At 58.2% G+C, this 12,184-nt stretch carries 8 protein-coding genes; all 8 read right to left on the reverse strand.

The genetic code is table 11. The annotated features are described in order from the left end of the window. Positions 1-26: 26 nt before the first annotated feature. Positions 27-3,629 carry an urea carboxylase gene (gene uca / locus O3S85_RS16225; protein WP_269541768.1) on the reverse strand — a complete coding sequence of 1,201 codons (3,603 nt, stop codon included), beginning with the start codon at positions 3,627-3,629 and terminating at the stop codon, positions 27-29. Positions 3,630-3,635: 6 nt separating this feature from the next. Then, positions 3,636-4,331 (reverse strand): urea ABC transporter ATP-binding subunit UrtE, encoded by a 696-nt coding sequence (gene urtE / locus O3S85_RS16230; RefSeq protein ID WP_343218961.1) that lies wholly within the window; start codon positions 4,329-4,331, stop codon positions 3,636-3,638. 32 nt (positions 4,332-4,363) lie between these two features. After that, positions 4,364-5,173 carry an urea ABC transporter ATP-binding protein UrtD gene (gene urtD, locus O3S85_RS16235; protein ID WP_269541770.1) on the reverse strand — a complete coding sequence of 270 codons (810 nt, stop codon included), beginning with the start codon at positions 5,171-5,173 and terminating at the stop codon, positions 4,364-4,366. An 18-nt stretch (positions 5,174-5,191) separates the two neighbouring features. Next, complete coding sequence (gene urtC, locus O3S85_RS16240) at positions 5,192-6,322, reverse strand: urea ABC transporter permease subunit UrtC (protein WP_269541771.1); 1,131 nt, start codon at positions 6,320-6,322, stop codon at positions 5,192-5,194. Between the two features lie 22 nt (positions 6,323-6,344). Further along, positions 6,345-8,039 carry an urea ABC transporter permease subunit UrtB gene (gene urtB, locus O3S85_RS16245; protein ID WP_269541772.1) on the reverse strand — a complete coding sequence of 565 codons (1,695 nt, stop codon included), beginning with the start codon at positions 8,037-8,039 and terminating at the stop codon, positions 6,345-6,347. A 121-nt stretch (positions 8,040-8,160) separates the two neighbouring features. Then, positions 8,161-9,432, reverse strand: coding sequence for an urea ABC transporter substrate-binding protein (gene urtA / locus O3S85_RS16250; RefSeq protein WP_269541773.1), 1,272 nt, complete (start codon positions 9,430-9,432; stop codon positions 8,161-8,163). Positions 9,433-9,511: 79 nt separating this feature from the next. Continuing rightward, a complete protein-coding gene (locus O3S85_RS16255) occupies positions 9,512-10,357 on the reverse strand; it encodes a hypothetical protein (RefSeq protein WP_269541774.1) in 846 nt (281 codons plus the stop codon). A gap of 658 nt (positions 10,358-11,015) precedes the next feature. Next, positions 11,016-12,071 carry a DNA polymerase IV gene (dinB, locus tag O3S85_RS16260; RefSeq protein ID WP_269541775.1) on the reverse strand — a complete coding sequence of 352 codons (1,056 nt, stop codon included), beginning with the start codon at positions 12,069-12,071 and terminating at the stop codon, positions 11,016-11,018. Positions 12,072-12,184: the final 113 nt, after the last annotated feature.

The following is a 12,184-nucleotide window of genomic DNA, read 5'->3' on the forward strand; positions in this document are numbered from 1 at the left end:
TGCTCGCATCGTCCTCCTCGAAGCAATTAGGTTGGCGCTAGTGCGAGCAATTGCTGTCCGGATTTCACCGCCGCGCCTTCTTCCACGAATAACTGCGTGACTTCGCCGGTCAATGTCGCCTGCACAGAAATTTCCATCTTCATCGCCTCCAGAATGACCAGTGTTTGGCCGGCCTCGACCTTGTCGCCCGGCTTCGCCACGATCTTCCAGACGTTGCCGTTGATGTGGCTGGCCACGGCCTCATGGCCATCAGGCAGCGTGACTTCCTCCGCCTCGGAGGTGTCCCACGAGTCCACCGTGGCGCTCTGGCCCGCGGCTTCCCAGCGGTCGCGCTCTTCCTCGAACGCCTTTTGCTGGCGCGCCTTAAAGGTGGCGATGGACTCCGCGTTGTCGGCGAGAAACTGGTTGTAGTCGCGCAGGCTGAAGTCCTCCTGCTCGACCTTGATCTGGAACTTGCCGGAGTGGAAGTCGCGGCGCATTTCCACGAGCTCTTCCTCCTCCACCGGGTAGTAGCGCACCTGGTCGAAGAAGCGCAGCAGCCAGGGCTTGCCCTCCTCGAAGGGGCCGGTGCTCAGGTAGCGATTCCAGATGGGCAGCGTCTGCCCGATCAACTGATAACCGCCCGGGCTATCCATGCCGTAAATGCACATGTAAACGCCGCCAATGCCGACCGTGCCCTCCGCTGTCCACGTGCGCGCGGGGTTGTATTTCGTGGTCAGCAATCGGTGGCGCGGATCGACCGGCACCGCTGCTGGCGCGCCCAGATAAACGTCGCCCAGGCCCATGACGAGGTAGCTCGCGTCGAAGACCGTCTTGCGCACTTCTTCCTCGGAATCCAGGCCGTTGATGCGGCGGATAAATTCGATGTTGCTCGGGCACCACGGCGCGTCCTTGCGCACGGACTTCTCATACTTGCGGACAGCCTCCTGCGTGATCTCGTTGTTCCAGCTCATCGGCAGGTGGATGACGCGCGTCGGCACGACCATGTCTTCGATTGCAGGCAGTTCCTGCTCGGCCGCCACCAGCGTGGCGACGAGTTTGTCCAGCGGCGTGATGCGCGAATCGTAGTGCAGCTGCAGCGAGCGCACGCCGGGCGTCACGTCGATCAGGCCGGGCACGGGGTTCGCGTGCAGCCACCGCATGAGCGCGTAGATGCGGAAGCGGAAATTGAGGTCGAGCACGATGGGCCCGTATTCGATCAGCAGGTATTTGTCGCCACATGGGCGGTAGGTGACCTGCATCGGGTTTTCGTCCTCGCTGAGCGTGGCGGCGATGCACGAACCGCGCTTCACATACTCGGGCTTCGACGCCGTGACCGGGGCCGTCGACATGGACTCGATGGCGGCGTCCTGCTTGGCCTCCAGCTCGTTGGCCGCAAACTGCGAGACGCAGGTAAAGCGGATTTTATCGCCGGGCCGCAGCTGGCCGATCATCCACAAATCGGCCTGAATAATCGTGACCGGGCAAACGAAGCCGCCGAGGCTGGGGCCGTCGGGCCCGAGGATAATTGGCATGTCGCCAGTGAAGTTGATCGCGCCAATCGCATACGGCGTGTCGTGCAAATTCGAGGGGTGCAGGCCGGCTTCGCCGCCGTCCTTGCGCGCCCACTTCGGCTTGTGCGGTGCGATGAGTCGGATGCCCGTGCGCGCGGAGTTGTAGTGCACTTCGAAGGTCGAGCCGAGGAATACATCGATGTCCTCTTCCGTGAAAAAATCGGGCGCGCCATGCGGACCGTAGGTCACGCGGATTTCCCACTCGCTCTCATAGGTCGGAATGAGCGATTCCTCCAACTTCGCGTGGGATTCGCAAGTCGTCGCGCCCTCGTTGAGGTGCAGCACATCACCGGGCAAAAGCGTACGCCCGGCATGGCCGCCGAAGTGGCCCATAGCGAACGTCGACTTGCTGCCCAGGTAGTCCGGCACGTTGAAACCACCTGCCACCGCAAGGTAGGAACGGCAACCCGTCTCCGTTGCCTTGCCGATCTTGAGCACCGAGCCGGGCTCCACCGTAAAAGCCTGCCAAAGGTGCACGGGCAGCCCATCCAGCTCCGCCGTGATCGGCGCGCCGGTCAGCGCCAGCGTGGCGTGTTGGTTAAACTTGAGCGTCGGCCCCATGAGGGTGATTTCCAGCGCGGCGTCGCCGGGCTCATTGCCCACAACGCGGTTGGCCAAACGGAAGGCCAGGCTGTCCATCGGGCCCGAGGGCGGCACGCCGATATCCCAGTAACCAAGACGGCCCGGGTAGTCCTGAATGCTCGTTTGCGTGCCCGGCGCAATGACATCGACCGCGGTCGTGTCGTAAGCAAAAGTCTTGAGAAAGGCCGTGGTCATCTTGCCTTCGCCGAAGGTCGCATCGGCCACGATCTTGCCGAGGTATTCGAGGTTCGTCTCGATGCCGCAGAGCGACGACTTCTCCAGCGCGTCGAGCATGCGCGCAATCGCGTCGGCGCGGTCGCTGCCCTTCACGATCAGCTTGGCGAGCAAGGGGTCGTAGTTCGGCGAAACGTCCGTGCCGCGCTCGATCCATGTATCGCAGCGCACGCCTTCCGGGAAGATGACTTCGTTGAGGACACCGGAGGACGGCTGGTAATCCTTGCGCGGGTCTTCAGCGTAAATGCGCACCTGGATCGAGTGGCCCGAGGTCGGCATGCTTTCCTGGCCCTGCGTCGGATCTTCACCGGCGGCCAGGAGCAGCATCCACTCGACGAGGTCAACGCCCGTCACCTCTTCGGTCACACCGTGCTCCACCTGCAAGCGCGTGTTGACCTCGAGGAAATAGAACTCCTCGGTCTCGGCGTTGACCAGGAATTCAACCGTGCCCGCCGAGCGGTAGTTGATCGAGGAAGCGAGCCGGCGGGCAGCGTCTGCCAGGCCGTCTCTCAAGGCTTCCGAAATGTTCGGCGCCGGCGTCTCCTCAATCACTTTCTGATTGCGACGCTGAGAGGAACAATCGCGCTCACCGAGCGTGACGACGCCTCCCTTGCCATTACCGAAAATCTGCACTTCGATGTGGCGCGCGCGGCTGACAAACTTTTCCACGTAGATGCCCGCCTGGCCGAAGTTCACCATACTCAGATGCTCCACCTGCTCGTAGGCCGCCCGCAAAATGCCCGGCTCTTCGCACACGCGCATGCCGATGCCGCCGCCGCCCGCGACGCTCTTTAAAATAACCGGATAGCCAATCGCCTCGGCCTTTTCGAGGGCTTCATCCGCCGACTCCAGCAGACCCGTGCCCGTGAGCATCGGCACGTTGGACGCCTCGGCCAAATCGCGCGCGGTGTGTTTGAGGCCAAACTGATCAATCTGCTCCGGCGAGGGGCCAACAAACTTGATGCCCTTATCTTCACAGGCCTTGGCGAAGTGCAAGTTTTCACTAAGCAGACCGTAGCCCGGGTGCACGGCGTCGACGCCATGCTCGAGGCAGAGCTCGAGAATTTTATCCGCCTTCAGGTAGCTCTCGGAGACCGCGGCCGGCCCGATGTAAAACGCCTCATCGGCCATCGCCACGTGCGGCGTGTGTCGGTCCGCCTCCGAGTAGATGGCGACCGTGGGGATGTTGAGTTTCTGACAAGAGCGAATGATGCGGCAGGCGATTTCGCCGCGGTTTGCGATTAAAACTTTTTTCAGCATAGCAACTTAAACAGTCAGGTATTTCGTAACGATTTCTTCGGAGAGCTCGGCGATGTCCCCTTGGGCCATCACCATGCCGCGGTCCATCACGTAGAACGCGTCGCTCACCGATTTGGCAAAGTCCAGATACTGCTCCACCAGCAGAATGCTCATGCGGCCGGAGTCGCGGAGCAGCTTGATGGTGTCCTCGATCTGATCGATGATGTTGGGCTGAATGCCCTCCGTGGGCTCATCTAGGATCAGGAGTTTCGGGCACGTGAGGAGCGCGCGCGCAATCGCGAGCTGCTGCTGCTGGCCGCCGCTAAGCACGCCGCCTTTGCGCTTGCCCATCTCTTTGATGACCGGGAACAGTTCGTAAACAAAGTCCAGCTGCTCGCGCGCCTTGTCGCCGTGGACGACGATCGCAGTTTGCAGGTTTTCCCACACCGTCAGCGTCGGGAAGATGTGGCGGCCTTGCGGCACGTAGGCAATGCCTTGGCGCGCGCGCTTTTCCGGGGCCTGTCCATTGAGCTTTTTGCCAGCGAGGATGATGTCGCCCTCGACCGATTCCACGAGGCCCAGGATCGACTTGAGTGTCGTCGTTTTACCGACGCCATTACGGCCCATCAGTGAGACGACCTTCTTTTCCGGAACATCCAAATCGATGCCGCGCAGGATGATCGACTGATCGTAGTAGGCCTTCATGCCGCGCACGGAGAGCACGGTGTCGGTTGCGGGTTCTGCGGTCTCGACGCTCATGATGCCTTCTCCTCTTCGTCGCCGCGAGCGGCGCTACGGCCCAGGTAAACTTCGACGACTTTCGGGTCGGCTTGCACTTGGTCGATCGTGCCTTCGCGCAAAACCGAACCTTGGTGCAACACGGTAACCTTCGTTGCGATCTGGCGGACAAAGACCATGTCGTGCTCGATGACGATTAAGCTGTGCTTGCCCGCGAGGCTGAGCAGCAGCTCGCCGGTGCGCTCGGTTTCTTCGTCGGTCATGCCGGCGGCAGGCTCGTCCACAAGCAAGAGCTTGGGGTCCTGCGCCAGCAGCATGCCGATCTCCAGCCACTGCTTTTGACCGTGCGAAAGCGAACCCGCGATGAGGTTCTTTTTCTCGGTCATACGGATCGTTTCCAAAATCTCGTTGATGCGCTCCTTGTCGGCTTTGCTCTCGCGGTAAAACAAGGTGGCGAAGACGCTGCGTTTCAAGTTCAGCGAAAGCATGAGGTTCTCGTAAACCGTGTGCTGCGAGTAAACCGTGGGTGTCTGAAACTTACGGCTGATGCCGAGGCGGTTGATCTCATACTCCTGCATTTTGGTGAGCTGAGTTTTGTGGTCGGGACCGAACTCGATGATGCCGGAGTCGGGCCGCGTGCGCCCGGTAATCAAATCCAGAAACGTGCTTTTACCAGCGCCGTTAGGACCAATGATGGTGCGCAGCTCGCCGCGGTCGATGTAGAGATTCAGGTCCTTGATCACCTGAAAGCCGTCGAAGCTTTTGTTCAGCCCCTCAACCGTCAGGACGAACTCCTTTTTGTCTTTGTGTTCCTCAGTTTCAGACATGTGTTTTTAAAATTTGAGTTATGCTTTGGCGGTGTCGCCGTTGGGCTCGGCTTTAATGAAGCGGTGCTTGTGCTTCGCCCACAGCGCCTTGAGCTGCGCGGGCAGGCCTACGATGCCGTTGGGCATGAAGAGCACGACGAAGACGAACATCGCACCAAGAATGATCAGCCAATAATCCGGGTAATGGTAAGTCGTGAAGCTCTTGAGCCAGTTGACGAACACCGCGCCAATCACCGGCCCAATGATCGTTGCGCGACCGCCGACGGCGACCCACACGACAATCTCCAGCGACTTGTCGGGACGCATTTCCGTGGGGTTGATGATGCCGACCTGCGGCACATAAAGCGCGCCAACGATGCCCGCCATGACGCCCGCCACGATGAAGATGAACAGCTTGTAAGTTGTGGTGGAATAACCGGAGAAGCGCACACGGTTTTCACTGTCGCGAATGGCCTGTTGCACGCGGCCAAACTTGGTGCGCGTGAGCCACCAGTTGAAGAACATGCAGGCCGTTACGTAAATCGCGGTGAGGATATAAAGTCCGCGCTGAGTGCCGGGCTCGAAGACGCCGTGACCAAGGATGGTTTTAAAATCGGTGAAGCCGTTGTTGCCGCCGAAGGTGAACTCGTTGCGGAAGAAGAGCAGACACGCTGCATAGGTCAGCGCCTGGGTGATGATTGCGAAATAGACGCCCTTGATACGAGCGCGGAACGCAAGGAAACCAAACACGCCGGCCAGAATTCCCGGCACCAGCATCACGGCGATCACCGCAACCCCAAAGCTGTCGAAGGGGACCCAATGCGCGGGCAGCTCGGTGTAGCCCATGAAGTCCATGAAGTCGGGCAAGCCACTGGCGTCCGACTCCGATTGCGCAGTTTTCAGCATCAAGTGCATGCCGAGCGCGTAGCCGCCGAGCGCAAAGAAAAGCCCCTGCCCCAGGCAGAGCAACCCAGTGTAGCCCCAGAGAAGGTTGAGCGAAATCGCGAGCGCAGCGTAGCACAAATACTTGCCCCACAGGTTGAGGCGGAAATCACTGACGTGCAGAAAAAAGCTTTCGGGCGTAAAGGCGTTGAGCAGTGGCAGCGCGAACATGATCGCCACGACAATGATGATGCCCGGAAGGGACTTTTTGCTTTCGCTGGAATGCATTGGGAAAAGAGATTGGCAGTGATTAGTCGAGGCTGCGGCTGTTGCTCGGGAAGAGTCCGCCCGGCTTCCACTGCAAGAAAATGATGATTATCACGAGCACCGTGATGCGGCCCATCACCGGACCGAAGGCGGGTTGTAGCGCCTGGTCGGTCACGCCAATGCCAAGCGCCGAGATGACTGTGCCGAAGATGTTGCCGACGCCGCCGACTACGACCACCATGAAGCTGTCGACGATGTAGCTCTGTCCGAGGTTGGAACCAACACTGCCGATCTGCGAAAGGAACACGCCCGCGAGTCCCGCGAGGCCGGAACCGAACGCAAACGTCATCATGCGCACGCGCTCAATGCGGATGCCCATGGCCGACGCCATCATCGGGTCTTGCATCACAGCGCGCACCGCGAGGCCAAGCGAAGTCTTCGTCATCAGCAGCCAGGTGCCGAAGACAATCAGCGCGGCAAAGCCGATGACGAACAGGCGGTTGTAGCCAAATGTGATGTCGAAGATTTCGATATTGCCCAGCAACCACGAAGGCGAGTTGACCTGGCGGTTCGCGGCGCCAAAGACCAAGCGGAAACCTTGCTGCAGAATCAGCGACACGCCCCACGTCGCCAGCAACGACTCAAGCGGACGCTTGTAAAGGAATTGGATCACGCTGCGCTCCAGCACCAGTCCGCACAGCGCGGCGATGAGGAACGAAAACGGAATGGCGAAGAAGAAGTAGGTTTCATAAGCCAAGTTGGTGCTGGCAAACATCGACGTAAACATCTGCTGGCTGATGTAAGCGCTGTAGGCGCCGACCGCGATCATCTCGCCATGCGCCATGTTGATGACGCCCATCAGACCAAACGTAATCGCAAGCCCCAGCGCCACGATGACGAGCACCGCGCCGAGGCTAAGCCCGCGAAAGCAAGTGCCGATAAAATCGACTACCTTGATGTAGCTCTCGATGGACTGCATCGCGCTGTCCAGCACCGCCATCTCGCTTTCCGTAAACTCGACGCCGGCAACCCCGTCTTTAAGGTTGAATTTAAAGTTTTCCAGCGCGGTCATGCCGGCAATGGAATTCATGTCCTGCAAAGTTTGAATGGCGGCCAAGCGCTCTTCTTTTGACCCGAGGGCCAACTGGCTGACAGCGATGCCTTCAGCAACGGCCTCGTTAACCTTATCATCCGTTTCTTTCTGCTGCATTTCGAGCAGGACGGGCAGGTAATCAGCGTCTTGCTTGAGGCCGAGCTTGAGCGCGGCGTCGGCGCGCATGATAGGGTCTTGGGAGCTCAGAGCGACGAGGTCGATCACACGCGTGAACGCCTTACGGGTCTTGCGCGACGGGCGGGCGGAGTCGAGCGTGGTGGGATCCAGCATCTCGGGCTCGCCCATGCGGTTGACGAAGATTTCGCCTGTCGCAACCACCGTTGCGGGGCGGGGTCCGGAGACGCCATCTTCTTCAGGGATGTAAAGGGGAATTACGGAGCCATCTTTGGCTTCATATACGTAGACATCGCCGCGCTTCCAGGCTTCCAGGTAAGTGTCGACGATTTTGGGTTCACCGGTTTCGACCAGGCTTTCGACCAAGGTCATTTGATCGTCGCCACTACTGAGCATGGCCTCGGCGAGAATTTGCCGAGCCTCGGATTCATCGGCGTTGACTGACGTCATGCCCAGCAGGCATGTCGCGAGTGCGATGAATCGTAAAATGATGGGAGACGAGTAGCGCATAGCGTGGCTTTGCTTGGATCCGGTGCGTAGTAATTTTTTAAAAGTTACCCGGGAGGCGGGGGCTAACCACGCCCCCCGGGAACCCGATTCCTGAATTTACTGAACCTAACTGACTTTTCGGTTACTCAAACGTGCCCTTCAGGAACGGCTCGCCATAAACATCTTCAAAGGATTCGATGACTTCGAACTGTCCGTCCGGCATGGTTTCGCCGATGTAGACGTCCTTGGTCAGGTGGTGGTTTGCCTGCGTGGTGACTTCGCCTCCGGGACCATCGAAGGAGATGCCGCTTTCCAGCGCCTTGACAACTTTGTCCACATCAAAGCTGCCTGCCTTTTCAACGGCCTTCTTCCAGAGGTATACACCGTCGTAGGAGAGAACCATCGGGCTGCAAGTTACGCGGCCTTCGCGCTCGATGCCGTCGACATCGGTCGTCTTGAGCCAGCTTTGGAAGTTCTCCACAAACTTTTCGTTCTCCGGAGTATCGAGGGACATGAAGTAAGTCCAGCAACCGAGCTGGCCAACCAGGTCCTTCGCGGGAAGGCTGCGGAATTCGTCTTCGGAGAGGGAGAAGGAAACGACCGGGCATTCTTCAGCGGTGAGGCCCGATGCGGCGTATTCCTTGAAGAATGCGACGTTGGAGTCACCGTTGATGGTGTTGATCACGCAGGCGTCACCGGAAGCGGCGAACTGCTTGATTTCCGCAATGATCTGCTGGTAGTCAGTGTGACCGAAGGGAGTGTATTTGCCAGCGGAGATGACTTCGCCGTTGGCGTCTTCGCGAAGACCGCCGCCGATGTTGCGGAGCGGCACGCCCTTGGAGAGCAGATACTCGAGGAGCACCAGGTTGGTGGTCTGCGGGTAAACGTAGTCGGTGCCGATCAGGTAGAACTTCTTTTTGCCTTCTTCGAGCAGGAAGTCCACGGCCGGGATAGCCTGCTGGTTAACCGCTTCTGCGGTGTAGAAGATGTTCGGCGACATTTCTTCACCCTCGTATTGAACCGGGTAGAAGAGCAGGCCGTTGTATTCTTCAAAGACGGGCAGCACCGACTTGCGGCTAACGGAAGTCCAGCAGCCGAAGACGACGGCTACCTTGTCCTGCACAAGCAGTTGCTTGGCCTTTTCCGCAAAGAGTGGCCAGTCCGAAGCGCCGTCAACGACGACCGGTTCGATCTGCTTGCCCATCACGCCGCCGTTGGCGTTGATCTCATCAATGGTGAACAGGAGCACGTCGCGTAGTGAAGTTTCACTGATGGCCATGGTGCCGCTGAGGGAGTGGAGAATGCCTACCTTGACGGTGTCTTCTTCCGCTCGGGCAAAGCTGCTAAATAGGGTGATGAGCATTGCTGTCGCGATGGCGGAGCGACGCGCAAACTTCATGAGTAGTGTTATCATATCGGATCGTTTGTTTTTGTGAATTTGGAGTTGGCCTAGCTAAGACTAAGCCAACTCATGGACGGCTTGCTTAATTCGATTAAAAGTCGACACCGATACCGACGTTTCCGGTGAGGAACGTTTCGGTGATGTTGGTTGGGATGGTGTTGTTGGGAGTGTAGTAAAAGGTCATGCCCCCGTGGATGTTCCAGGCCCCATATTGCTCGCCAATGAAGTTGAGCGGGTAGCTAAGTTGCGGGCCGAGAGCCAGATAGGTAAAGCCGCCTTGACCGCCGTAGTAGTTGTCGGTGTTGAACGCGACATCGACACCGAAGTCCACGGATAGCTCCTCGTAGGTGAAGCCCTCGGACACACCGAGCACAAATACCGTGCCTGTATCCTGCGTGCCGTTGCCGTCCACACGGTTGTGGATGACCAAGGTCGGATTCAGGAAGGTGTCATAGCTAACGACCACATCCAGAATGCGCTCAGCGTCTTGAGCGTAAATCCATTCTTGATAGGTTAGCTCGAAATTCCACTTTTCGTAGGTATACCCAAAGCCGATCCACAGATCGATCTCCTGGATGTCGTCACCAATGCCCGAAGTGCCAATGCTGTTAACATCCCACCAAGTACCAACGAAGCCATAGAAGCCATCGCCGAAGTCCATAGTTAGGCTCAGTGATGGGTTGAACAGCAGGTTATTCCAGGAGCCACCTTCGCCCCAGACATCAGCACCGTAAGAAATGAAATGCGAATTGAAGTCAAAATTCAAGGAGCCGCTAATAGCGCCGCCTACGCTCGATTCAGTGGGAGGAGTGACGCTCGTCGCCGCGTCACCGGTTAGTTCTTCATTGATTTGCGCTTGGGCAAATCCTGCTCCAAGGAGCAGCGCTGCGGCGCATACGCCGGCATTCTTCATCTTGGTATATGTATAGGACATCATCAGTCTTTTTGGTTAGTGTGTAGAGATTGAAGGCAGGGTTTTCGGTATTCTATTTTGTATACAATAATGTATAATGCAGGCTGTATGCCAATTGGCCCTGTGGCCTAAAAATCTGCTGAGATTGGATATTTTTATTCGGGTACGGCGTCAGATGTACAGAATCGAGCACCTCGGCGGGATCGACGAGATGGAGAGTTGGTAACCAACTCATTGGGGCAAAGTCGTCAGGGGAGACCCCACGAGTTACCTCACCAATCGCTAGGGCGAACGGGCTTTCAACTTTCAGTAAACTTACCCCAACGGGGCTACGCAACTATAGCCCAGGGTTGGCTTGAGGCCGCAGAGCGGCTGAACGCCTACCCTGGGAATACGAATACGTACATTGCCTATCCCAACGGGATTGCGCAAAACGACATCTTGCGCAGCCCCGTTGGGGCTGGGAGATAACCGCGCATTCGGTTTCCCAGGGTAGCGCTTCCCGCAAGCGGTTCGCTATAACCCTGGGCTATGGTTGCGTAGCCCCGTTTGGGCAGTGTTTGCAGCAATCAAGATACCAAATGAATGTTCGTTGACCCTAGCGATGCCCAATTTTGCTGATGTTGCGCACGGGTAGTTGAACAAGCGAATTGCTGACAGAGTTCATCGGTGCCGCATTTACCTACAGCTTGAGTAAAAGCTGTTGGTATTTCTCTTCGTCATAAAATTTGACGCCGACGCCGAGGAGCCGGACTGGCTGTGTGCTACGCGCATAGGCTTCCTCCAGCAAATCCTGAAATACAGGGAGGTCGGGAGTTGGGTGGACGCATTCCTTGGTCGTCTGCTGAAAGTCGCTGAACTTCACCTTCACCACGAGCTTGTGAATCACGCGGTCTTCGACCTTGAGCAAATCTTTTAAGAGCTCGTCGTGCAGCTCGGCGACCATGCTGCGGCAAGCTTCCAGTGTTTCCAGATCCTCGCTGAAGGTGCGCTCATTGCTGAGGGATTTACGCGCGGCGTTGGCCTCGACGGGGCGGTCGTCGATACCGCGGCAGCGTTGGTAGAGCGAGTAACTGCTTTTGCCGAAATGCCGGATAAGCTCGCTCATGTCGAGGGCCTGCAAATCACCACAGGTTTCCGCGCCAAGCTTGCGCAGGTGGTCGGCCATCACGGGTCCGATGCCGGGTATCTTGCGAATCGGCAGCGGGGCAATGAAGGCCTCGACTTGATCTGGCGTCACGGTGAACTGGCCGTTCGGCTTTTTCCAGTCGCTCGCGATCTTGGCGAGCATCTTGTTGGACGCAATGCCGGCCGAAGCGGTGAGGGCGGTCTCTTTAAAAATGCGCTGCCGTATCTCCTTGGCCAGCGCGCTGGCAAACCGCGGCGAATGGCTGACGTCCAGGTAGGCCTCGTCCAGGGACAGCGGCTCAATCAAGTCGGTGTAGTCGGCGAAGATGTCCCGTATCTTGAGTGACTCCGCCTTGTAGGCCTCGAATCGCGGTGGCACGATGATCAACCCCGGGCACTCGGCCTTGGCACGCATCATGGGCATCGCACTGCGCACGCCAAACTGGCGCGCTTCATAGCTGGCCGTGCAGACGACCGAGCGCAGCCCGTCGCCACCGACGGCAATCGGCTTACCCCGCAGCGCCGGGTCATCCCGCGCCTCAATCGCCGCGTAGAAGCAATCCATGTCGATATGGATGATCTTGCGATTGTTGGTGTCGGCCAGGTGCATGCAGTTATCGTTTGTAGCGATTTTCGATAACGGCTCAATGTCGCGTTTAGGGTGCGGTGCCAGATTTATCACCCGTGCCTTTTTCAATGCGATGCTGGCGACTCACGCTGGTT

The organism is Cerasicoccus sp. TK19100, assembly GCF_027257155.1.
Lineage (GTDB): Bacteria > Verrucomicrobiota > Verrucomicrobiia > Opitutales > Cerasicoccaceae > Cerasicoccus > Cerasicoccus fimbriatus.

Excerpts from the sequence above, each read along its gene's own strand:
- urtD (WP_269541770.1), bottom strand. The coding sequence starts at position 5,173 with ATGTCTGAAACTGAGGAACACAAAGACAAAAAGGAGTTCGTCCTGACG.
- O3S85_RS16255 (WP_269541774.1), bottom strand. The coding sequence starts at position 10,357 with ATGATGTCCTATACATATACCAAGATGAAGAATGCCGGCGTATGCGCC.
- urtB (WP_269541772.1), bottom strand. The coding sequence starts at position 8,039 with ATGCGCTACTCGTCTCCCATCATTTTACGATTCATCGCACTCGCGACA.
- dinB (WP_269541775.1), bottom strand. The coding sequence starts at position 12,071 with ATGCACCTGGCCGACACCAACAATCGCAAGATCATCCATATCGACATG.
- uca (WP_269541768.1), bottom strand. The coding sequence starts at position 3,629 with ATGCTGAAAAAAGTTTTAATCGCAAACCGCGGCGAAATCGCCTGCCGC.
- urtC (WP_269541771.1), bottom strand. The coding sequence starts at position 6,322 with ATGCATTCCAGCGAAAGCAAAAAGTCCCTTCCGGGCATCATCATTGTC.
- urtA (WP_269541773.1), bottom strand. The coding sequence starts at position 9,432 with ATGATAACACTACTCATGAAGTTTGCGCGTCGCTCCGCCATCGCGACA.